The organism is Bradyrhizobium sp., from assembly GCF_028868675.1.
GTDB lineage: Bacteria > Pseudomonadota > Alphaproteobacteria > Rhizobiales > Xanthobacteraceae > Bradyrhizobium.
Genome location: NZ_JAGWUA010000007.1, coordinates 17,259 through 39,792, shown reverse-complemented (window position 1 = coordinate 39,792; position 22,534 = coordinate 17,259). Strand labels below are relative to the sequence as shown.

21 protein-coding genes are annotated in these 22,534 nt (G+C 66.8%); 10 read left to right on the top strand and 11 right to left on the bottom strand.

All coding sequences use genetic code 11. The features are described 5' to 3' along the window. Positions 1-132: 132 nt before the first annotated feature. Positions 133-954, bottom strand: coding sequence for a DUF3108 domain-containing protein (locus tag KGM94_RS02095; RefSeq protein ID WP_300254424.1), 822 nt, complete (start codon positions 952-954; stop codon positions 133-135). Positions 955-1,450: 496 nt separating this feature from the next. Between KGM94_RS02095 and rpmB the strand changes: the two genes are divergently transcribed. The 3 genes from rpmB (at position 1,451) to KGM94_RS02080 (ending at position 4,058) form a co-directional block, all read left to right on the top strand. Continuing rightward, the gene (gene rpmB / locus KGM94_RS02090) at positions 1,451-1,756 is read left to right on the top strand and encodes a 50S ribosomal protein L28 (RefSeq protein ID WP_300254402.1); all 306 of its coding nucleotides are present in this window, start codon (positions 1,451-1,453) and stop codon (positions 1,754-1,756) included. Positions 1,757-2,163: 407 nt separating this feature from the next. Beyond that, complete coding sequence (locus tag KGM94_RS02085; protein WP_300254399.1) at positions 2,164-3,510, top strand: DUF2235 domain-containing protein; 1,347 nt, start codon at positions 2,164-2,166, stop codon at positions 3,508-3,510. Positions 3,511-3,809: 299 nt separating this feature from the next. Continuing rightward, positions 3,810-4,058, top strand: coding sequence for a PilZ domain-containing protein (locus KGM94_RS02080; protein WP_300254396.1), 249 nt, complete (start codon positions 3,810-3,812; stop codon positions 4,056-4,058). Positions 4,059-4,230: 172 nt separating this feature from the next. On the opposite strand, the gene KGM94_RS02075 is transcribed toward KGM94_RS02080, so the two are convergent. The 5 genes from KGM94_RS02075 to cobS form a co-directional block, all read right to left on the bottom strand. Beyond that, positions 4,231-4,638 (bottom strand): hypothetical protein, encoded by a 408-nt coding sequence (locus KGM94_RS02075; protein WP_300254394.1) that lies wholly within the window; start codon positions 4,636-4,638, stop codon positions 4,231-4,233. A gap of 321 nt (positions 4,639-4,959) precedes the next feature. Then, entirely contained in the window at positions 4,960-6,072 is a 1,113-nt protein-coding gene (locus tag KGM94_RS02070; RefSeq protein WP_300254391.1) for an NADH:flavin oxidoreductase/NADH oxidase, read from the bottom strand. Between the two features lie 317 nt (positions 6,073-6,389). Further along, entirely contained in the window at positions 6,390-7,463 is a 1,074-nt protein-coding gene (locus KGM94_RS02065) for an esterase-like activity of phytase family protein (RefSeq protein ID WP_300254389.1), read from the bottom strand. Next, positions 7,460-9,364 (bottom strand): cobaltochelatase subunit CobT, encoded by a 1,905-nt coding sequence (cobT, locus tag KGM94_RS02060; protein ID WP_300254386.1) that lies wholly within the window; start codon positions 9,362-9,364, stop codon positions 7,460-7,462. Before cobT ends, KGM94_RS02065 begins: the two co-directional genes overlap by 4 nt. 146 nt (positions 9,365-9,510) lie before the next feature. Continuing rightward, the gene (gene cobS / locus KGM94_RS02055) at positions 9,511-10,509 is read right to left on the bottom strand and encodes a cobaltochelatase subunit CobS (protein ID WP_300254383.1); all 999 of its coding nucleotides are present in this window, start codon (positions 10,507-10,509) and stop codon (positions 9,511-9,513) included. 297 nt (positions 10,510-10,806) lie between these two features. Between cobS and KGM94_RS02050 the strand changes: the two genes are divergently transcribed. Further along, on the top strand, positions 10,807-11,466 hold the full coding sequence (locus tag KGM94_RS02050) for a DedA family protein (RefSeq protein ID WP_300254380.1): 660 nt from the start codon (positions 10,807-10,809) through the stop codon (positions 11,464-11,466). Here the strand turns inward: KGM94_RS02050 and KGM94_RS02045 are convergent. Continuing rightward, positions 11,463-12,689 carry a citrate synthase family protein gene (locus tag KGM94_RS02045; protein WP_300254377.1) on the bottom strand — a complete coding sequence of 409 codons (1,227 nt, stop codon included), beginning with the start codon at positions 12,687-12,689 and terminating at the stop codon, positions 11,463-11,465. The two genes, KGM94_RS02050 and KGM94_RS02045, sit on opposite strands and share 4 nt — an antisense overlap. A 75-nt stretch (positions 12,690-12,764) precedes the next feature. Here KGM94_RS02045 and KGM94_RS02040 point away from each other — a divergent pair, with 75 nt between their 5' ends. Then, positions 12,765-13,859, top strand: a complete 1,095-nt coding sequence (locus tag KGM94_RS02040; RefSeq protein WP_300254374.1) for a citrate synthase/methylcitrate synthase — start codon at positions 12,765-12,767, stop codon at positions 13,857-13,859. Between the two features lie 224 nt (positions 13,860-14,083). Here the strand turns inward: KGM94_RS02040 and KGM94_RS02035 are convergent, their stop codons facing one another. Then, entirely contained in the window at positions 14,084-14,713 is a 630-nt protein-coding gene (locus tag KGM94_RS02035) for a DnaJ domain-containing protein (protein ID WP_300254370.1), read from the bottom strand. Between the two features lie 86 nt (positions 14,714-14,799). Between KGM94_RS02035 and KGM94_RS02030 the strand changes: the two genes are divergently transcribed. Next, positions 14,800-15,069 (top strand): BolA family protein, encoded by a 270-nt coding sequence (locus tag KGM94_RS02030; protein WP_300254367.1) that lies wholly within the window; start codon positions 14,800-14,802, stop codon positions 15,067-15,069. A 30-nt stretch (positions 15,070-15,099) separates the two neighbouring features. Here the strand turns inward: KGM94_RS02030 and KGM94_RS02025 are convergent, their stop codons facing one another. Genes KGM94_RS02025 through KGM94_RS02015 form a run of 3 tightly spaced genes read right to left on the bottom strand, consistent with a single transcriptional unit; the run spans position 15,100 to position 18,216 of the window. Beyond that, positions 15,100-16,407 carry an HlyC/CorC family transporter gene (locus tag KGM94_RS02025; protein WP_300254364.1) on the bottom strand — a complete coding sequence of 436 codons (1,308 nt, stop codon included), beginning with the start codon at positions 16,405-16,407 and terminating at the stop codon, positions 15,100-15,102. 28 nt (positions 16,408-16,435) lie between these two features. Next, positions 16,436-17,596, bottom strand: coding sequence for a 3-dehydroquinate synthase (gene aroB / locus KGM94_RS02020; protein WP_300254361.1), 1,161 nt, complete (start codon positions 17,594-17,596; stop codon positions 16,436-16,438). Further along, on the bottom strand, positions 17,593-18,216 hold the full coding sequence (locus tag KGM94_RS02015) for a shikimate kinase (protein WP_300254358.1): 624 nt from the start codon (positions 18,214-18,216) through the stop codon (positions 17,593-17,595). Before KGM94_RS02015 ends, aroB begins: the two co-directional genes overlap by 4 nt. A gap of 156 nt (positions 18,217-18,372) precedes the next feature. Here KGM94_RS02015 and KGM94_RS02010 point away from each other — a divergent pair, with 156 nt between their 5' ends. The 4 genes from KGM94_RS02010 (at position 18,373) to KGM94_RS01995 (ending at position 22,516) form a co-directional block, all read left to right on the top strand. Beyond that, positions 18,373-18,519 carry a histidine kinase gene (locus KGM94_RS02010; RefSeq protein ID WP_300254357.1) on the top strand — a complete coding sequence of 49 codons (147 nt, stop codon included), beginning with the start codon at positions 18,373-18,375 and terminating at the stop codon, positions 18,517-18,519. Between the two features lie 18 nt (positions 18,520-18,537). Then, positions 18,538-19,503, top strand: a complete 966-nt coding sequence (gene xerD, locus KGM94_RS02005; RefSeq protein WP_300254355.1) for a site-specific tyrosine recombinase XerD — start codon at positions 18,538-18,540, stop codon at positions 19,501-19,503. 248 nt (positions 19,504-19,751) lie between these two features. Continuing rightward, a complete protein-coding gene (locus KGM94_RS02000; protein WP_300254352.1) occupies positions 19,752-20,714 on the top strand; it encodes an acetyl-CoA carboxylase carboxyltransferase subunit alpha in 963 nt (320 codons plus the stop codon). 332 nt (positions 20,715-21,046) lie between these two features. Next, positions 21,047-22,516, top strand: a complete 1,470-nt coding sequence (locus KGM94_RS01995) for a murein L,D-transpeptidase family protein (RefSeq protein ID WP_300254349.1) — start codon at positions 21,047-21,049, stop codon at positions 22,514-22,516. The last annotated feature ends 18 nt before the right edge of the window (positions 22,517-22,534 follow it).

Genomic DNA, 22,534 nt, shown 5'->3' with positions numbered 1-22,534 from the left:
CGCAGGGAATGCAAATTCGCGGAACAACCCCATGCACAGTGGTGTCAAGCCGGAAATCGTAGCCCGCAGGGAGCGCAGCGGAATACGGGGAGCGGCCCCGGATTTCGCTTCGCTTCATCCGGCTACGAATCTCTACTGCGTCTTGGCGACCCGGGGGGGCTGGGGGGTGGTGATGAAGCTGGTGGCTTCGAGCAGCGCGGGACCGATCGGGGTCGGCACCTTCATCCAGAACGGCACCAGGATGCGGGTGCCGGCGACCGGGGCAAACGCGATCTCGATGTTGCGCTGCGCGGAGAGGTATTTAATCACCGGGCGATCCGGGATGTAGCCCGCGACGGGAGCGAAGTAGACGGCGCAGACCACGACCGGGCCGTGATAGCCCTTCTCTGCCTTCACCGTCTCCATGCGCTTGAAATCGAGCTTGAGGTCGTAGCGCATGCGGCCGTCGAACACGGCGGCTCCGGTGTGGCAGGCCTCCGGCGACAGCACCTCGCCGGTGCCGGGCACGCGCAGGAGCGAAGCCGTCATCGGATCGTAGACGCCCTTGCGATGCGCCTCCGTCACCGGGATGCGGTCGGCATCGACCGGCGGCTCGGGCAGGATCGCGGATTCCTTCACGTTGCCCTTGTCGAGGGTGATGCGGATCTCCTCGGTCTTCTTCCCCGTGCTGGTGGAGGCCTGGTAGTTGGTCGCAACCAGCGCGCCGTTCACCACCCGGCCCTGCGACGCGCCGGTGCCGGACCCGCCGGTGAAGGATTTTAGCAGCCCGATGGTGCCGCCAGAGGCCGCAGCCGAAAACACGTCGTCCTGGATGTCGATGTTCCAGGCGCCTCGGCCGACCGGGATGCCCGACAGCGTCGCCTCATACTGCGCCTCCAGCCGGCCCTGCGCCGCCGCCGGCTGAGCCGCCCAAGCCAGCGCGAGCCCGATCAGGGCCGCAGCCACCCGGCCCACGCGAGGCGGCCGGTCGGGACGGAGGGATGTGATGGGCACGAGGCGATCCAATGACGATGACGACTGTTACTTAAGGCAAATGTCGCGGCAAGCAATCTATCCGGGCGCAACGGGAGCGGCCGACAGGCCGAAAACGGCGGCTGTCTTCGCCTCCGAATACGCCCTTTATGTGATGGTAAGATGCTAAAAAGCTTGCTGATTTTGGTCACTTCCCCCTCGCCCCGCTTGCGGGGAGAGGGTCGGGGTGAGGGGGACTCTCCCCGGGGACGGTGACAGCGGAGTTCGCGGAAACTCCCCCTCACCCGAAATCCGCGCCGAGGCGCGGATTTCGACCTCTCCCCGCACGCGGGGCGAGGTAAGGGCAACCGGCCAAAACCTTGACGGAACGCCCCTTCCCCCCTATACGTCCGCCCGCTCCCACAAGGACAGAGATTGAGCCCCCCGAGGCGCCCCGCATGGCCGCCGTACGAGTACCGGGGATGGAAAGGATTTTACGATGTCTCGCCGCTGCGAACTGACGGCCAAGGGCCCGCTGGTCGGCCACAAGGTCAGCCACTCCAACATCAAGACCAAGCGCCGCTTCCTGCCGAACCTGTGCAACGTGACCTTCATCTCGGATGCACTCGGCCGCAACGTGCGCCTGCGCGTCTCCACCAATGCGCTCAAGAGCGTCGACCACAATGGCGGCCTGGACGCCTACCTGCTCAAGGCCCGCGCCGGCGATCTCTCGCCCCGCGCGCTGGAGCTGAAGCGCCAGATCGAGAAGAAGGTCGGCGGCGAGCCGGCGAAGAAGGCGAGCTGAGAAATACCGAGTTGGGCTAGGGGCACGCGTAAGCGTCTCGTCGCGTAAGCTTGAGAGAGTTGAGTTTGTGTGGCGGCCGGGTCGAAGAGACCCGGCCGTCTTATTTTCGATCATTCGATTTGATAGGAAAAAGCAAGGCAGAGGCACGCGCACTGCCCACCTACGAGGCATCGTAGTTCGCCTTGAACCACCCAGCCTCTCATTTCGATTATCACACGGAAGTTGTAATACGAAGATCGATCGCCTTCTTGCAGCCGATTGCGATTACCGGCTAACCGGCCCGCAGGCGGATTCCTTCTAGCGCAGTGAGACAGCACTTACACCGACCGCTTGGATCAATCGGCATGAGCCACCTCCCCCATTTTCCGTTATACTCGCCCCGGTAGCCCCGCCGGAGGATCGCGCCCATGGAGCGGACATCGCGAAACATCGTCATCTGTTGTGACGGGACCGGGAACGAGATCAGCGAGAACATCTCCAACGTCCTGAAGCTCTATCGCTGCCTGCGCAAGACCGACAAGACCTCGCCGCGGCAGCTCGTGTTCTACGATCCCGGCGTCGGCACGCTGGCCCAGCCGGACACCTGGCACCGCATCAAGGCCAACATCAACCTGGTGCTGGGGCTCGCCACCGGCTACGGGCTCGACGACAACGTGCTCGCGGCCTACGCCTTCCTGGTCGAGCACTTTGAGCCGGGCGACCGGATCTACCTGTTCGGTTTTTCGCGCGGCGCCTACACCGTGCGCGTGCTGGCGGGGCTGATCCACAAGATCGGTCTGATCGCGCCGGAGCAGGTGAACCTCGCCGGAAGCGGCCTGATCGCCTACAAGCAATATTCCGGCACGGGCGAGCGCAACGACACCAAGGTGCTGGTCGACGGCGCCACCGACGGCACCGATCAGCGGCCGCTGTTCGACGACGAGGGGCCGCTGCCGGCCAGCCGCTTCGATCTCGCCGCGCAATTTGCCCGCATCACCTCGTCGCGCTGGCCGACGATCCGCTTCGTCGGCGTGTGGGACACGGTCGCGAGCGTGATCGTGCCGCGGCCGGACCGGCTGTACTGGCCGAGCCTGGAGGAGCTGGCGTTCACGCTGCAAAATCCGAGCGTGCAGACGTTCCGGCAGGCGATCTCGATCGACGAGCGGCGCTGCATGTTCCGCCTGAAGAAATGGGACGAGCCGCAGGACTACTGGAGCAACCGCTACGTGCCCGAGGAGAAGAAGGAGGCGCAGGACATCTGGCAAGTGTGGTTTGCGGGCGTGCACGCCGACATCGGCGGCGGCTATGCGGAGATCGACTCCGGGCTGTCGAAGTTCCCGCTGATCTGGATGATCGACGAGGCGATCAAGTGCGGGCTCAATTTCAACCCGCGCACGGTGAACCAGCTCGCCTGGGGCGAGAAGCGCAGGAACTCACCGTTCGACTATGTGAAGCCGAACCCGACGGCGAAGATGCATGACTCCATGACCTGGGCCTGGCGGCTGCTGGAATATTTGCCGAAGGCGGCGAAGTACCGCGAATGGAAGGAGCGCACGATCCATCTCGGCCTGTTCTACATCCCCGATTGCGAGCCGCGGCCGATTCCGGAAGGGGCGTTCCTGCATGAATCGGTGGTGGCGCGGATGAACGCGGCCTGGCTCGGCTACAAGCCGGTCAACCTGCCGGCGCGCTACGAGGTGGTGCCGATGCCACCGCCGCCGCATGCGGGGCCGGCAGAGGATGCGGGCACGGCGGACGGGCTGGCGGCGGATTGAGGGGGGGGGTACCCTCAGGTGTCGTCCCCGCGAACGCGGGGACCCATCACCCCAGGGAGGCGTTTGGCGAAGACTTGTCGTCCGGTACTGACAACCTCCCACCATCGATGGATTCCGCGGTATGGGTCCCCGCGTTCGCGGGGACGACACTGAGTATGTGGCGGCTACCGCAGCCCGCAGGGTTAACAATCCCTGAACGCGATCGCAGAGTTCGTTAAAATTCGCGAGCCCGGATTAGCGACATGGAATGACCTCCGCGTCATCATGCGTGAAACGCTCTTGGGGCTCCGGAGGAGACAATGCAACACGCCCGCAGATTTGCCCGCGTCAAGCCGGCGGGGTTGGTATCGCGGCAGGCCAAGATCATCCTGGGCGGCAAGCTGCCGGTGATCGACTGCACGCTGATCGACTATTCGCCGGGCGGCGCCTGCGTCGATCTCGGCGGCCAGATCGGCCTGCCCGAACGCTTCGAGCTGCTGCACGTCAACACCAAGAAGCGCTGCCGCATCGCCTGGAAGCGCGGGTCGCGGATCGGCGTGGTGTTTTAGGGGCGCGCGGGGCCACGTTCTCCGCTGTCGTCCCCGCGAACGCGGGGATCCATAATCCCAGGGAGCGGTTTGGCGAAGACTCGCAGTTATCCTTCGACCGGTACTGGCACCGCGCGCGCTTGATGGATTCCGCGGTATGGGTCCCCGCGTTCGCGGGGACGACACCGGGGGCCTACCGCATCCGCGCCTTGGCGCCGGCGATGATCTGCATGGCGACGCCGGCGATCCAGCCGAGCAGCACGAGCCAGGTCCAGGTCATGTGCGGGTTCTCGCGCAGCACGATGACGCCGACCGAGACGAAGGCGGTGAGCGTGGCGCAGAAGGTGCCGACCGCGCTCAAGAATTCCGCGGCGTCGATCCTGGTGTCGTTCTCGTCATGGAAGGGCAGCTGCGGCGTGTCGATGCCGAGATAGTAGCCGACTGCGCCCGCGATCATCATCGCCAGCAGAAAGCCCTGCGTGGTCAGCGCCGAGATCGCCGATCCCACATAGGCGCCGACGAACAGCCCGCAGGCCGCGCCCGCCAGCGCCAGTCCGGAGCGCTCGAGCACATGGGCGGCCTTCCGAACACGAATACGCATGGCGATCCCCAACCCGTTGGACGAGAGATAAGGTTAGGCCAAATCGGTGAGGGACGAAAGCTCAGTAGGTTAACGGAGCGTGTGTGCGGTGCGGCGGGGCAAGGGCGCGGCATACTCCGCCGTCGTCCCCGCGAACGCGGGGACCATAATCCCAGGGAGAAGTTTGGCGAAGACTTGCAGTTGAAGACTCGGAGTTATCGTCCGTTCGGTACTGGCACCGCCCGCCACCGATGGATTCCGCGGTATGGATCCCCGCTTTCGCGGGGACGACATGGGAGGATGCGGCGGCGCTATCGCGCTCCACGACCAGCGCCACCCCCTCTACCTTGCCCCGAACGTGGTCTTGCCGAACAGCGCCTTCTGCGTCGCGGGCTGGCTACGCCAGTATTGCGGCGGGGCGTCGACGGTGCCGCCGAGTTCGGCCGCGGCGTGCCAGCCCCAGCGCGGGTCGTAGAGCATGCCGCGGGCGAGCGCGACCATGTCGGCCTTCCCCGATGCCACGATCTCCTCGGCCTGCTTCGGCTCGGTGATGAGGCCGACCGCCATGGTGGCGACGCCGGCCTCGCGCTTGATGGCCTCCGCGAACGGCACCTGGTAGCCGGGGCCGAGCGCGATCTTCTGCTTCGGCGAGACGCCGCCGGAGGAGGCATCGATCCAGTCGACGCCGCGCGCTTTCAGGGCCCTGGCGAATTCGATCGTCTGCGCCAGATCCCAGCCGCCCTCGACCCAGTCGGTCGAGGACACCCGGAGGCCGACCGGCTTGTCGTGCGGGAAGGCGGCGCGCACCGCGTCGAACACCTCGAGCGGAAAGCGCATGCGGTTTTCGAGCGAGCCGCCATAGGCGTCGGTGCGCTGGTTGGCGATCGGCGAGAGGAACTGGTGCAGCAGATAGCCGTGCGCGCCGTGCACCTCGATGGCGTCGATGCCGAGCCGGGCGGCGCGCTTCGCCGAATCCACGAAGGCATCGCGGATGCGCTTCAGGCCGCCAGCGTCGAGCGCGACCGGCGCCGCCTCGTCGTCCTTGTGTGGCAGCGCGCTTGGCCCGACCGGGCGCCAGCCGCCGTGCTCGCAGGCGATGAGCTGCCCGCCGTCCCACGGCCGCGCCGAGGAGGCCTTTCGGCCGGCATGCGCGAGCTGCATCGCGACCGCGGCGGTGGAATATCTGCGCACGGCATCGAGGATGCGCCGCAAGGCCGCCTCGCAGGCGTCGCTGTAGAGGCCGAGGCAGCCCGGCGTGATGCGCCCGATCGCCTCGACATGGGTGGCCTCGATGCAGAACATCGCCGCCCCCGACAGCGCGAGCGAGTTGATGTGGGTGAAATGCCAGTCATTGGCGACGCCGTCCTCGGCCGAATACTGGCACATCGGCGACACCATGATGCGGTTCTTCAGGGCGAGACCGCGCAGCTTGATCGGGGAAAACAGGGCGCTCATGGGGGGCTTTCGGGAAGTTGAACGGGCGACGGCGGAGGAGTGTAGCGGAGGGAGGCGGGATGACCAGCGGGCCTGTGGGAATGGGCTTCGCCGCAGCCATGCACTCCGCCGTCGTCCCCGCGAACGCGCTCGCCACAAACTCCGCCGTCGTCCCCGCGCACGCGGGGACCCAGAACCCCAGGGAGTGGTTTGGCGAAGACTCGGGGTTACCAGTCTTCGCGTCAACTTCTCCCTGGGATTATGGGTCCCGGATCTGCGCTCCGCTTCGCTACGCTTGTCCGGGACGACGGAGTCATTGGTGTCCGGGACGACAGCAACTACTCCACCAGCGTGAACTGCAGCAGCAGCGTGCGCTGGAGCAGCGAAAAATTGTCGTCGGAGACGAGCGTCAGCACGGTCTCGCCTTCGGACGTGACGTGGGCGTCGATGCCTTCCATGTTGTCGATCTCGTGGCCGAGATCGGCGGAAAAGATCGCCTCGCCGTCGACCAGCGCGTTCGGCGCGATGGATTTCAGGGCTATGGCGCGGATGCGGATGTTGACGCCGGTGAACCAGGAGAACTTGCGCTCGAGGATGAGGAGTTCGCCGGAGGGCAGCAGCACCGCGTCGCTGATGTCGAAATTCTCGGTGCGGCGGATGCTGAACTGGCCGGGCGAGGGACCGCCGATCAGGAAGGCGAGCAGATTGCCATCGTGGTCGAGCCCGCGCTCCGACAGCGCGATCAGCGTGCCCGCGAGCGGCTGTCCTTGCGGCACCACGACGAGGCCCTCGAGCCCCTTGTTGTTCGGCAGCCTTCGCGCCGCCGGCGGCAGCGGCATCGCCTCGCCGCGGCTGCGGGTAAACCCCTTGGAGAAATCGAAGCGCAGGAGCTGGTTGACGCGCTCCAGCCCGACATAGACGAAGGAGCCGTCGAGCGCGATGGATTCGGAATCGTACCAGTGGCGTCTTTCGGTGATCGGCCGCCCTTCGGCGTTCAGCATCGGCGCCGCCTCGACGTCGGCGAGCCCGACCATTTCCCGCCCCCGGTAACGAATCGCGCCGGTAAACCAGGCGCCCTGGTCGGAGATCGCGATGAAGCGCTCGCCCCTGGCGTCGAGGCGGATGCCGGAGAGGCCGCCGAAACCGCGATAGGGCGAGGTCAGTACCAGGCCGCTGCGATATTGCAGGCGGCCGAAGCGTTGATGCGCGCGGTCGCGCGGATCGAAGGCGGGGATCGGCCGCGCATTGACCTCGATCGCGACCGGCTCGGGAACGGCGTGCTCGGCCTGCCCCGCGGCCTTTGGCGGCGGCTGGGTCGCGAGCTGGGCATGTGCGGAAAATGCGAGTGCGGCGAGCGCGACGCCCGCCGCCGCGAACTTGAGGAGCCGGCGGCGTGCGGGTGTCGTCGTCACGAATGCAGCTTGCGGCGCGGACGGCTCGCAGGCTGGACGGGCGCGGTGTGCGTCTCGCTGAAGAGCTCGGCGAGCTTTTCGGTGATGGCGCCGCCGAGCTCCTCGGCGTCGACGATCGTCACCGCGCGGCGATAGTAGCGGGTGACGTCGTGGCCGATGCCGATCGCGATCAGTTCAACCGGCGAGCGCAGCTCGATCTCCTCGATGATGTGGCGCAGATGCCGCTCGAGATAATTGCCGGCGTTGACCGACAGCGTGGAATCGTCGACCGGCGCGCCGTCGGAGATCATCATCAGGATCTTGCGCTGCTCGGAGCGGGCCAAGAGGCGCTTGTGCGCCCAGTCCAGCGCCTCGCCGTCGATGTTCTCCTTCAGCAGCCCCTCGCGCATCATCAGGCCGAGATTCTTCCGCGCGCGGCGCCAGGGGGCGTCGGCGGACTTGTAGATGATGTGGCGGAGGTCGTTGAGCCGGCCGGGATTGGCCGGCTTGCCGGCGGCAAGCCAGGCCTCGCGCGACTGGCCGCCCTTCCAGGCGCGGGTGGTGAAGCCCAGAATCTCGACCTTGACGCCGCAACGCTCCAGCGTGCGGGCGAGGATGTCGGCGCAGGTCGCCGCCACCGTGATCGGGCGTCCGCGCATCGAGCCGGAATTGTCGAGCAGCAGCGTCACCACGGTGTCGCGGAAGGTCGCCTCCTTCTCGTGCATGAAGGACAGCGGGTGATAGGGATCGGTGACCACGCGCGACAGCCGCGCCGGGTCCAGGATACCCTCCTCGAGGTCGAACTCCCAGGCGCGGTTCTGCTGCGCCATCAGGCGGCGCTGCAGGCGGTTGGCGAGCCGCGCCACGATGCCCTGCAGATGCGCGAGCTGCTTGTCGAGATAGGAGCGCAGCCGCTCCAGCTCGTCATGATCGCAGAGATCTTCGGCCGCGATCACCTCGTCGAATTTCGGCGCGAAGGCGTGATATTCCGGCCCGCGCGGCTCGTTCTTGCCGTGCGCATTCGGCCGCGTCGCCTCGCCCGGCGTCTCGTCGTCGCCGAGCTCGCCGTCGTCGAAGGTGTCGGAGGTCGAGGCCTGCGCGCTTTCCATCGCGCTCTCGCTCATCTCCTCCGTCGTCGCCTGCGCCTGGTCGGCGCTCATCTCCTGGGCGGCGTCGGAATCGGGCGAGCCTTCGGCGCCGGACTGGTCGTTGTCGCCGTCGCGGTTGTCGTCCTGGTTCTCGTCGTCGTCGGCGTCCGCGCTGCGCTCGTCGCCGAGCTCGAGCGCGGACAGCAGGTCATGCACGGCGTCGCCGAACCGGGTCTGGTCCTCGAGCAGGCGGTCGAGCCGGTCGAGCCGCGAACCGATCTTGTTCTCGAGGATGGGACGCCAGAGGTCGACCATCTTCTTCGCCGCCGCCGGCGGCGCCATGCCGGTCAGCCGCTCGCGCACCAGCATGGCGAGCGCGTCGGCAAGGGGTGCGTCGGCGCGATCGGTGATCTCGTCGAACTTGCCGCGGTGAAAATGGTCGTCGAGCATCGCGGTGAGGTTCTTGGCAACGCCCGACATGCGGCGCGCGCCGATCGCCTCGACGCGGGCCTGCTCGACCGCCTCGAACACGCCGCGTGCCTGCGGGTTGCCGGGCATCAGCTTGCGATGCAGTTTCGGATCGTGACAGGCGAGTTTCAGCGCCATGGAATCGGCGTGTCCGCGCACGATCGCGGCATCGCGCCTGGTCAACTTGCGCGCGGGCTCCGGCAGCCGCGCCTTGCCGGGTGCAAGACCCGGGCGCTCCGCGGCAAAGCTGATGTCGAGCTCGGGCGTCCTCGCGATCGCCTTCATGCAGGCGGAGACCGCCCGCTTGAACGGCTCGGTCGGCGCTTCCTTGGTGCCGATGCGGAATTTCGTGTTGGAGGTGGTCATCTCGATCTCACCGTCGTCCCCGCGAAGGCGGGGACCCATAACCACAGCGAGCCGTTATTGAGCGTCCTGACGGCCCCGATCTTCGCAACAACCACGTCCTGTGGTTATGGGTCCCGGGTCGCGCTTCGCTTGCCCGGGACGACATCTTACGAAAGCGCCACGTTCACCGCCGATTCCGGCAGCTCCGCGTTGAAGCAGCGCTGGTAGAACTCGGCGACCAGCGGCCGCTCGAGCTCGTCGCACTTGTTGAGGAAGGTGACGCGGAAGGCGAAGCCGATGTCGCCGAAGATGTCGGCGTTCTCCGCCCAGGTGATCACCGTGCGCGGGCTCATCACGGTCGACAGGTCGCCGTTGGCGAACGCGTTGCGGGTGAGATCGGCGAGCCGGACCATCTTGTTGACGATGTCGCGGCCTTCCTGGGTGCGGTAGTGCTTGGCCTTCGCCAGCACGATCTCCACCTCCTCGTCGTGGCCGAGATAGTTGAGCGTGGTGACGATCGACCAGCGATCCATCTGGCCCTGGTTGATCTGCTGGGTGCCGTGATAGAGGCCGGAGGTGTCGCCGAGGCCGACGGTGTTGGCGGTCGCAAACAGGCGGAACGCCGGATGTGGCTTGATCACCTTGTTCTGGTCGAGCAGCGTCAGCCGGCCGGAGACCTCCAGCACGCGCTGGATCACGAACATCACGTCCGGGCGGCCGGCGTCGTATTCGTCGAACACCAGGGCGACGTTGTGCTGCAGCGCCCAGGGCAGGATGCCGTCGCGGAATTCGGTGACCTGCTTGCCGTCCTTGACCACGATCGAATCCTTGCCGACCAGGTCGATACGGCTGATGTGGCTGTCGAGATTGACGCGCACGCAGGGCCAGTTCAGCCTTGCCGCGACCTGCTCGATATGGGTCGACTTGCCGGTGCCGTGATAGCCGGTGACCATGACGCGGCGGTTCTTGGCGAAGCCGGCGAGGATGGCGAGCGTGGTGGCGCGGTCGAAGCGGTAGTCGGCGTCGACCTCGGGCACGTGCGGATCGACTTCGGAATAGGCCGGCACTTCGAGATCGCTGTCGATCCCGAACACCTGGCGCACCGACACCTTCATGTCGGGCAGGCCTTTGACTTCCTCAACTTTGGACAGAGCGGCGGTCGACATTCATCCTCCGAGGCTCCGGGCGGTCCCGAAACCAGTTATTTGCACATTGGCTGCGGCTGGGTGCTGGAACGAACCTACCAGAGACGACCGGCCGGCAGAAGCCCGCGTGCCAATCAAAGTTCCGTCGTCTTTTCATTGAGATAGGTAAGGAGCGCGATTTTTGGAAGGCTGCCCTGCGAATCGCGCCGAAATTTTGTGCGGAACGCCCCGCCCGGCCGCCCCGGTGGCACCTTTCCCGGCCCTCCTTACTTATGTAGGGGTCTGAACCCAGAGGCCCAACTCCAGCACAGAGACGACGTGACGTCCTTTCTCAATCCCCTGATCGCCTTCGTCTCGGCCAATGCCTGGCTGGCCTATCTGACGCTGTTCCTGGCCGCGCTGCTCGAGGCCGTTCCGGTGGTCGGCTCGGTCGTCCCCGGCTCGACCATCATTTTGGCGCTGAGCGCCCTCATCCCGGGCGGCGAGCTCAGCCTGCAATGGGTGCTGCTGGCCGCGATCGCCGGCGCAATGCTCGGCGACGGCTCGGCCTATTGGGCCGGCCATGTGAGGCAGAAGGAAATCCTCAGCACCTGGCCCCTGACGAGCTATCCGCGCGTCGTCGAGGAAAGCGAAACCTTCTTCCGCCGGTTCGGCACCTGGGCGGTGTTCTTCGCCCGCTTCGTGCCGCCGATCCGCGCCTTCGTGCCCGTCACCGCCGGTGCGCTCGACATGCAGCCCGCACGGTTCTACGCGATCAACATCCCCGCGATCCTGGTCTGGGCGCCGGCACATGTGCTGCCGGGCGTCATCGCGGTGTCGGCGCTGCACACCTATGCCGGGCTGCCGCACCACGAGCATGTCGGCAAGCACCTCTGGATATTCACGGTCACGGGCGGCGCGATCATCCTGGGCCTCGTGATCTGGACCATCCGCCGCCGTCACGGCAGCGGGATCGCAGCGGTAAGATCGCGCGGCTAACTCTTCTCCGCGATAGCCGCTCTGCGCCCCGGCGCCGGGCCGACATAGCGCGCGCGGGGGCGGATCAGCTTGCCGTGCTGCAATTGCTCGATTGAATGCGCGATCCAGCCGACGCTGCGCGCCATCGCGAACAGCGCGAGCTCGCTGCCGGCGGGAAAGCGCAGTGCGTGCACGAGCACCGCGAGCGCATAGTCGATGTTGACGAGCTCGCCGGTCGCCTCCGCAATCCGCTCCGGCACTTCCCGGGTGAATTTGCGCGGGGCGCCGGCGCGCGCCAGCGCATTCAATAACGATTGCGCACGGGGATCGCCGTGCTTGTAGACGCCGTGGCCGAAGCCGGCAAAGCGTTCGCCGAGCGCCACGCGCTCGCGTACCAGCGGCTCGACGTCGCGGTCGACCAGCGTCCTGACGAGTTGGGAAGCGAGCACGCCGGCGCCGCCATGCTTGGGCCCTTTCAGCGCGACGAGCCCGGCAATCACGGCGTCGTAGAGATTGAGGCCGGTCGAGGCGGCGCAGCGCGCGGTGAAGGTCGAGGCGTTGAGCTCGTGGTCGGCGAGCAGCACCAGCGCGCGGCGGATGAGATCCGGCGCGTGCCTGTTGTCGGGGGCCCAGGCCTTCGCGATCTGCTGATGCAGAGGCCCGGCCGACGGCGCGGCATTGAGCATGGTCGCGACCAGCAGCCGGACGATGCGTCCTCCGACCATCGCGCGCCCGTCGGAGGCGCGGGTGAAGGCGCGCGGGTCGGCGCTGGAGGCCAGCGCGAGCACGGCGATGGCGCGGTCGATCGGCGTGGCGCGGCGCGCGGCGTCCGCGATCGCGCGCATCTCGTCCGACACATGCGGGCAGTTGTCGGCTGCGAAGGGATCGACACCGCTGACGTCCCAAAGCAGCGTTGCGGTGTGTTCCAGCGTGTCGTTCTCGGCGAGGTCGACGCAGTTCACGCCGCGATAGATCGGGCCGTCCTCGGTGATGGTCGAGATCGTGGTGTCCAGCACCGGCAGATCGGCATCGAAGCTGCGGAAACCCCGCGGCTCGGGCGCGGGCACGCGGCGCTCCTTCAGGCCACGGACGTCCTCGGCGCGGTAGCGGTTCTTGCGCGAATCCGGCGTCGGCTCGGAGCGGATCAGGCCGCGGCTGACATAGGCGTAGAGGGTGGCCGGCGAGATCGCGAGCTCGGCGGCCGCCTCACGGGCGGACAGGTAGAGCTCCGGAGATTTTTTCATATTGATTTATATAATCAAGATTGATCAATCTGTCGAGAGGCCCGACCTTTCCTTCCGCGAAAGGAGATTTGGGCCATGAACATCCACCTCACCAAGAGTCAGATCGGCCTCGACGGGGTTCCCGCAGCCGAAACCGCCCTCAGCCATGTCGACGGCGAGCGCGGCCAGCTCATCATCGCCGGCGAGCATGTCGGCCGGCTGGCCGCGGAATCGAGTTTCGAGGGCGTCACCGCGCGGCTGTGGAACGCGGCGGGCGTGCGCACGCTGAGCGAAGCCAATGTGCGGGCGAGCCTCGGGGCCGCGCGCGAGCGCGCCTTCGCCCGGCTGCCCGATCTCTTGCCCGCCACGCGCGGCATGGGCATCGTCGACGGGTTTCGCGCGACGGTCGCCGGCCTGCGCGCCGAGCAGGGCCTCGACCACGAAGCAACCATCGTCGGCGCCTTCCCGGTGATCGCGGGCGCGCTGGTGCGCCGCGCCAGGGGGCTCGATCCGGTCGCGCCGGACCCGAACGCGAGCCACGCCGCCGACACGCTGACGATGCTGCGCGGCACGGCGCCCGAGCCGCGCGAGGTCGCGGCGCTCGACGCCTATTTCGTCACCGTCTGCGATCACGGCATGAACGCCTCGACCTTCACGACGCGCGTGGTGGCCTCGACGCAAGCCGACCTGTTCGCCGCCGTCACCGCCGGCTATTGCGCGCTGACCGGTCCGCTGCATGGCGGCGCGCCGGAGCCGGTGCTGGAGATGCTGGATGCGATCGGCACACGCGAGCGCATCCAGCCCTGGGTCGACGCGGCGCTTTCGCGTGGCGAACGGCTGATGGGATTTGGCCATCGCGTCTACCGCGTGCGCGATCCGCGCGCCGACGTGCTGAAGGCGGCGATCGAGCGGCTCGCCTCCGACGGCGCCGACCTGCCGTTTGCCGGCGAGGTCGAGGCCCATATCCGCGCGGCGCTGCGCAAGAAGAATCCGGATCGGCCGCTCGAGACCAATGTCGAGTTCTTCACCGCGATCCTGCTCGACGCGCTGGCGATCCCGCGCCAGGCCTTCACGCCGATCTTCGCGGTGGCGCGAGCCGCCGGCTGGACCGCGCACGCCCGCGAGCAGCAGCGCACGGGACGGCTGATCCGGCCGAGCTCGTCGTATGTGGGGCCGATGCCGAAGGGATGAGAAATCGACGCTCGATCGCGCGGCATAACACCATGTCGTCCCGGCGAACGCCGGGACCCATACCGCGTGATCTATCGATAGAGCAGGTGTTGGTACCGTGGAAAAACTGAAAACAGCCGGTCTTCGCCAAACTTCTCCCTGTGGTTATGGATCCCGGCTCGCGCTTCGCTTGGCCGGGACGACACCGGAGAGTGGGGCGGCTGCGTGCAGCCGGGAAAGAAGGCTTACGCCTCCTTCACCACGGTCTTCAGATAATTATACGCCTTGATGATCTCGATCAGGCGGTCCTCGGTGGAGCGGTCGCCGCCATTGGCGTCGGGATGGTGCTGCTTGACCAGCGCCTTGTACTTGACCTTGACCTCGGTGAGCGTGGCCTCGGGGCCGAGCCCCATCACCTGCAGCGCCTTGCGCTCGGCGTTCATCACCTTGCGCGTCTCGGCCTTGGCTTTGGTCTCGGGGCCGCGCCGCCAGCTCGCCCGGCCGTTGATCTCGCCGAACATGCTGAAGGGATCGAAGGCGCCGTCGAGTTCGGCCTCCGCGCCCCTCTTGACGCCGCCATTGGCGCCCATCTTCCAGGTCGGACGATGGCCGGTCAGCGCGTCCTTCTGGTAGCGCGCCACGGCCTCCGCGTTCATGCCGGAGAAGTAATTGTAGGACTGGTTGTACTCGCGGACGTGATCCAGGCAGAAATGCCAGTATTCGCGCGTGCGACCCTTGGGCGCGCGGTGCGCACCCTTGTTCTTGCAGTCCGGCCATTCGCAATCGGCCACGGCTTCGCGCGGGCGCTTTTCCTGCTTCGCCTTGGTCGGCTTGACTCGGATGGAGTCGAAGAACTTGCTTGAATCGATCGGCATGACTGACTTTGACTACGCAATGCAAAAAGCTTCAAGTCTTGACATTGCGAATTGACGGAACGCGCGCATGCGCATTAATGGCGCACATGACCACGACAGACACTATCAGCAACAAGTTGCGCGAAACTTTCTCACCGGAAAGCCTGCAAGTCGTCGATGAATCACATCTGCATGAGGGCCATGCCGGCCATCGGCCGGGCGGCGAGACGCATTTTCGGGTCTATATCGTGTCGGATGCCTTCAAAGGGAAGAGCCGGGTCGAACGCCACCGCATGATAAATGCGGCCTTGACCGCGGAACTCTCCGGCCGCGTGCACGCGCTGGCGGTCCACGCGAAGGCGCCGGGGGAAGGCTGAGGCGGATCACTCTGGCGGGTAAGTGCGAGGCTAAAACGCCGTTCCGGCGCGCCTCGGCCGCGTCTCCTCGACCTCGGCCTCGCGCGGCACCGGTGAAATACGGAGCGCGGTGATCCGGTTGCGCTCGCGCCGGAGCACGCGGAACCGAAAGCCGTGGAAGGTGAAGCTCTGGCCGCGGTCCGGGATCGACCGCGCTTCGTGGATCACGAGGCCTGCGACCGTGGTCGCCTCCTCGTCGGGCAGGTGCCAGTCCAGGGCGCGGTTGAGATCGCGGATCGGCACGGAGCCGTCGACCACGACCGAGCCGTCGGGCTGGGCGCGCACGCCCGCCACCACCACGTCATGCTCGTCGGAGATATCGCCGACGATCTCCTCCAGAATGTCTTCCAGCGTCACAAGACCTTCAACTTCGCCGTATTCGTCGACGACGAGGGCAAAGTGGGTCTTGCGGCGACGGAAAGCCTTGAGCTGCTCGGAGACGGGACGCATCTCCGGCACGAACCAGGGCGGCAGCGCGATGGTCGAGACGTCGATGCGCGAGCTGTCGCCGTCGGAGGCGCGGATGGCGCGCAGGAGATCCTTGGCGTGCAGCACGCCGATGATGTTTTCGGGCCTGTCACGCCACAGCGGGATGCGGGTGTACTCGGTGGCAAGCACCTCACGCACCAATTCGTCCGCCGGCAGGTCGGCGTTGATCATCACCATTTCGGTGCGATGGATCATGACGTCCGAGACCTGCAACTCGCGCAGATCCAGCAGGCCGCCGAGCATGTCGCGGTCCAGCTTCTCGACCTTGCCTTCGTGGTGCAGCAGGTCGACCGCGCCGCGCAGGCGCTCGGTCGGCGACAGCAGCGCCTGGTGCTCGCCGACCTTGACACCGAACAGCGGCATCAGGAGCCGGACGATGGCCTCGACCACCCTCAGGAGCGGTCCCAGCACGTACATCGTCATGCGCATCGGCCGGGCGACGGCCAGCGCCATGCGGTCCGGAGCGTTGATGGCGATGGTCTTCGGCAGCACTTCGGCGAAGATCACGACCAGCGCCGTCATCACGCCGGTGGCATAGAGCACGCCGACCTCGCCGAACCAGCCGGTGAAGATGCCGGTCGCGAGCGCAGACGCGCCGATATTGGCGATGTTGTTGCCGAGCAGCAGCGCGCCGATCAGCCGCTCGCGCATGTCGAGCAGGCTGGAGACGACGTCCGCGTCGCGGTTACCCTGCTTGGACAGCCGCAGCATGCTGGCGCGCGAGGCGCCGGTCAGCGCGGTCTCGCTCGCGGCGAAGAACGCCGAGACCAGGAGGCAGACCAATACGATGGTGAGAGCGAGCCAGTTCATCGACCTACGACCGCTTTCCGCCCACGCCTCACGCCTTGCGCGCAGGTTTCTCGCCGAGCTTCTCTTTGAGGAAATCGCGCACCAGCGACGGCTCGACATCCTTGGCGACCACCGCGCAGCCGATCGCCTCCAGCAGGATGAAGGCGAGCCTGCCGCGCTTGACCTTCTTGTCCTGCGCCATCAGCGCCATCAGCGCGTCGGCATCGGCCAGCCCTTCCTGCGCGAATCCGGCGATGTCCTGCAGATGGGTCGGCAGTCCCGCCTCGGCAAGGTGGCGCTCGACGCGCGCGGCATCGGCCTGGCCGATCATGCCGAGCTTCGCCGAAAACTCCGCCGCCAGCACCATGCCGATCGCGACGCCCTCGCCGTGGAACAGGCGGTCGGAGAAGCCGGTGGCGGCTTCCAGCGCATGGCCGAAGGTATGGCCGAGATTGAGCAGCGCGCGCTCGCCGGTCTCGCGCTCGTCGCGCGAGACGACGCCCGCCTTGGCGCGGCAGGACGTCGCGATCGCATGCTCGCGCGCCGAGCCGCCCTTGAAAATGTCGGCGTGGTTCTTCTCCAGCCAGGTGAAGAACGCCGCGTCGCCGAGCACGCCGTATTTGGCGACCTCGGCATAGCCGGCACGGAACTGGCGCGGCGACAGCGTGTCGAGCACGGCGGTGTCGGCGATGACCAGCACCGGCTGATGAAAGGCGCCGAGCAGGTTCTTGCCCTGCGGCGAGTTGATGCCGGTCTTGCCACCGACGCTGGAATCGACCTGCGCCAGCAGCGAGGTCGGCACCTGCACGAAATCGACGCCGCGGCGCAGGATCGCGGCCGCAAAGCCTGCGAGATCGCCGACCACGCCGCCGCCGAGCGCGACCACGAGGTCGTTGCGCTCGATCATGGCCGCGATCAGCGCCTCGCTGACCTTTTCGAGGCCGGCATAGGTCTTCGAGATCTCGCCCTCCTCGACGACGATGCGCGAGGTCGGGATGCCGGCCGCGGCGAGCGAGGCCTCGGCCGGCTCCAGCCAGTGCCTTGCAACCGTGCGGTCGGTAACGACTGCCGTGCGCACGCCGGGCCGAAGGGCGGCAATCCGTGCGCCGAGCGACTGCAGCACGCCGCGGCCGATCACGATGTCATAGGCGCGCTCGCCGAGCGCGACGTCGACGATGATGGGATCGGAATTCTTCAACGGGGCGGTCATCGTGCGGCACTCGCAACGTCGGATGGTGGCTCGGTTGCGGCCTGGCCGCAGAGATGTGCGTGCAGCGTCTCCACGCATTCCTCGACGATGCGGTCGTGCGGCACGTCGCGCGAGGCGATCGTCAGGTCGGCCTTGCGATAGACCGGCTCGCGCTCGCCGAGCAGCCTCGTGACGGTGGCCTCGGGATCGGCGGTCTGCAGCAGCGGGCGATCGGCGCGCCGCCGCACGCGGCGCATGATGACGTCGGGATCGGCCTTGAGCCAGATCGAGACGGCCTTGGCCGCGATCCGCGCCCGCGTCTCCTCGCGCATGAAGGCGCCGCCGCCGGTCGCCAGCACGATCGGTCCGCCGTCCAGGAGCCGCGCGATCACCCGCGCCTCGCCGTCCCGGAAATGGGGTTCGCCGTGGCGCTCGAAAATCTCCGGTATGGTCATGCGCGCCGCCGCCTCGATCTCCGTGTCGGCATCGACGAAAGGCAGCCGCAGCCTGGCCGCCAGGCGGCGTCCGATGGTGGACTTGCCGGCGCCCATCATGCCGACCAGCACGATCGAGCGCGTTCCGAGCGCCGACAGGATGTCGGCCTCGGGTTTAGCGGGCGCTGGCGGAGCGGCGTCGGGCATGAACTTTGGCTCGTCTGCGGCCGGATGCGGCCAATCGGGCCACCTATACTACCGGCCGAGACACCCTCGCCAGAGGACTCTTGCCACGAAACGACGAACATGATGGATGATTTCATTGGTTAATTCGCGCCCGCGACTTGTCCAGAGACCCTGCCGATGCCCAGCCTGTTCCGCTTCCTGACGATCGTCGCCGTACTCGCCGGCATCGTCTATGGCGTGATCTTCTCGCTGGCCAACTTCGTCAATCCGAAGCCACGGGAGATGACGGTGACCATTCCGCCTGACCGATTTCTCAAGAAATAGGAGCTAGCCTTTCCGGCGATGCGCGCCAAGCCCGGCAAATCCTCCGACGCCAAGCTCATCGGCCTGTTCCTCGACATGCTCGCGGCGGAACAAGGGGCCGGGCCCAATACGCTCGACGCATACCGGCGCGACCTCAGCGATTTCTCGGAATTCTTGGGCCGCAGCGGCCAGACCTTCATCGGCGCCGAGACGCAAGTCCTGCGCGATTACCTCGCCGACCTCGACGCGCGCGGCTTCAAATCCTCCAGCATCGCACGCCGGCTGTCGGCGATGCGGCACCTGTTCCGCTTCCTCCTGAACGAGCGCGTCCGCGCCGACGATCCGGCGGCGATCCTGTCCGGCCCGAAGCGCGGCCGCGGCCTGCCGAAGGTGCTGTCGATTTCCGACGTCGATCGCATGCTGAGGCGCGCCAAGGAATTGAGCGATGCGGCGGAGGCCTCGGCCTCGCAGCGGCTGCGCGCGCTTCGGCTCTATTGCCTGCTGGAGGTGCTCTACGCCACGGGTCTGCGCGTCTCCGAGCTGGTGGCGCTGCCGCGCTCGGCGGCGCGGCGCGACGCCCGCATGATCGTGGTACGCGGCAAGGGCGACAAGGAACGGCTGGTGCCGCTCAACGACGCCTCGCGGGCTGCGATGGCGGATTATCTCGCTGCGATGGACGCGACGAAATCCGATCGCAAGAACAGCCTCGCCGCGTCGAAATGGCTGTTTCCGTCCTTCGGCGAGAGCGGGCATCTGACGCGGCAGCATTTTGGCCGCGACCTGAAGGAGCTCGCGGCCGCCGCCGGCCTGCAGCCGCGCCTGGTCTCGCCGCACGTGCTGCGCCACGCCTTCGCCAGCCATCTCCTGCACAACGGCGCGGACCTGCGCATCGTGCAGACGCTGCTCGGCCACACCGACATCTCCACCACCCAGATTTATACCCACGTGGTCGAGGAGCGGCTGAAGAGCCTGGTGCGCGACCTGCATCCGCTGGCGGAGAAGTAGGTCTCGCGCCCCGGCTCTGCGCAGCCGCGCAAGGGCGCTGCTGCGCGTCCGGGACAAGCGAGCTGGGTCTCCCGACGAACCATCCGCCTTGACTTCCGACGCGTCTCCGCAGAAAGAGCCGTGGCCTTGTTCCCGATTTGGCGCGCAACGGCTTCCCTCGTACGCCAACTCATTGAAGAAGCTTGCCTTCCTGCACCGCCCCGAAATCCGCTTCGCCTCCTCGCTCCATCCTCCCTATATTGAATTTGATGCCGGACAACATGCGCAGCTATCTCGATTTCGAAAAGCCCGTCGCCGAGCTCGATTCCAAGGTCGACGAGCTGCGCGCGCTGGCTGCGACCGGCAGCGACATCGCCGAGGAAGCGTCGCGGATCGAGGACAAGGCGGCGCAGGCTCTGGCCGACCTCTACGCCAACCTGACGCCGTGGCAGAAGACGCTGGTCGCGCGCCATCCGCAGCGGCCGCACTTCAGTGATTTCATCAAGGGCCTGATCACCGAGTTCACCCCGCTCGCCGGCGATCGCAAGTTCGGCGAGGACGAGGCGCTGGTCTCCGGCTTCGGCCGTTTCCGCGGCGAAAGCATCTGCGTCATGGGCCAGGAAAAGGGCGATTCCACCGAGAGCCGCATCAAGCACAATTTCGGCATGGCGCGCCCGGAAGGCTATCGCAAGGCGGTGCGGCTGATGGAGATGGCCGAGCGCTTCGGCCTTCCCGTGCTGTCGATCGTCGATTCCGCCGGCGCCTATCCCGGCATCGGCGCCGAGGAGCGCGGACAGGCCGAAGCCATCGCGCGCTCGACGGACGCCTGCCTGTCGCTGGGCGTGCCGAACGTCGCGATCATCACCGGCGAGGGCATGTCGGGCGGTGCGATCGCCATCACCACGGCGAACCGCGTCCTGATGCTGGAGCACGCGATCTACAGCGTGATCTCGCCGGAAGCGGCGTCCTCGATCCTGTGGCGCGACGGCACCAAGGCGCAGGAGGCCGCCAACAGCATGAAGATCACTGCCCAGGACATGCTCCGCTTCGGGGTGATCGATCACATCCTCAAGGAGCCGGTCGGCGGCGCCCATCGCGACCCCGCCGCCATGATCGCCACCACGGGCGAGGCCATCGAGCAGGCCTTCACCGAACTGCGCAACCTGGACGCGGACGCCATCCGCCGGCAGCGGCGGCAGAAATTCCTGGAAATCGGCCGGAAATTGAGCTGATTTGCTCCATTTCGTGTCCCGGAAGCGCTGCGCTGCGTCCGGGGCACGAAACCCCCACCCCGCTCCACCCGGCCAATCCTGCCAATGCGGCGGGTTAAGGCGCCATTAACCCTTTTTTTGCCCGAATCTGCGATCCCGGCCGCAATTGGGCCGCTCGGCCGCAATAAAGGCTGAAGTTTAGGCTCTGTTGACCATGCCCAAGGGCCAACGTCCTCGTGATCCCGCCTCGGGTTGCGACGACCTGACCCAGCGGTTAGAATTTTAATCAATGGCTTCAGGGCATGACGCTTGGGGTTTTTGCGGAAATTGCCTGGTGAGTGTGGGGTCCCGTCTTGATTTCTAGCTCGCTCGCACGCGCGCTTTTGGCGTCGGTCGCGCTGACCGCCAGCGTGCTGCTGGCCGGCTGCGACTCCGACCAGATTTCGCTCGCGAACAACGCCAAGGCCAACCAGCCCGTCCCGCCGAAGCTCATCGCCGCAATGAACGAGAAGGACATGGATCTGCAGTCGCCGATCCTGGTCCGCCTGTTCAAGCAGGAGGCCGAGCTCGAGGTCTGGAAGCAGACCCGCTCCGGCCAGTTCGCGCTGCTCAAGACCTATCCGATCTGCCGCTGGTCGGGCGATCTCGGCCCGAAGGTGCGCGAAGGCGACCGTCAGGCGCCTGAGGGGTTCTACTCGATCAACCCGAGCCAGATGAATCCGCAGTCGGCCTATTATCTCTCGTTCAACACCGGCTATCCGAACGCGTTCGACCGCGCGCTGGGCCGCACCGGCTCGCAGCTCATGGTGCACGGCGACTGCTCCTCGCGCGGCTGTTACGCGATGACGGACGAGCAGATCGCCGAGATCTATTCGCTGGGACGCGAATCCTTCTTCGGCGGCCAGAAGGCGTTCCAGCTGCAGGCCTATCCGTTCCGGATGACGCCGGTGAACATGGCCAAGCACCGCAACAACCCGAACATGGCGTTCTGGAAGATGATCAAGGAAGGCTATGATCATTTCGAGGTGACGCGGCAGGAGCCGAAGGTCGATTTCTGCGAGAAGAAGTACGTGTTCGACGCGGTCAAGGCGCCGGACGCCAGGCGCGAGCCGGTGTTCGACGCGGCCGCGAAATGCCCGGCCTATGTGATCCCCGAGGAGATCCAGCAGGCGGTGCGCGAGAAGCAGCAGCAGGACGAAGCCCAGTACGCCAGGCTCGTCGCCAAGGGCACGCCGGTCGCGCGCATGAACACCGGCATCGACGGCGGCATGAACAAGGTGTTCGCCGCCAAAATTCCCGATGGCAATACCGGCCTGTCGGACGGCAGCAGCGACGGCCAGAGCCTGTCGCTGCTCGCGCTGTCGAAGGCGCCGGGGACGATCCCCTCGACCGTCAACCCGCCAAAACCCAATCTCGCACAGGCCGCGGCGGCTGCGCAGGAAGAGCCCGTCGTCGCCGTACCGGCGCAAGCCGCGCCGACGCGCGTCGCGGCAGCCACGCCTGCGACCCAGTCGGGGGGCAGCTTCTTCTCCAACCTCGCGCGCAAGATGGGCGTGGGAAGCGCCGACACCACCGCGACCGCCTCGCCATCGCCGGCCGCCACCGCCTCGACGACGCCGGCCACGGCCGCATCCCGGCTGAAGGCCGCAGTGACACGGATCGTGCCGCATCATGACGCACCGAAATCGGTCGCGGCCGCAAAGCATGCCGAACCGAAGCCGGCAGAGGCCGCAGCGCCGGCCGCAGCCAGCACCCAGATGGCCGGCGCCGCGCCGGTGGTGCAGTCGAGCTCATTCGACAGCCGCTTCTCGGCGATGAAGTGAGCGTGTAGCTCGCGCTGT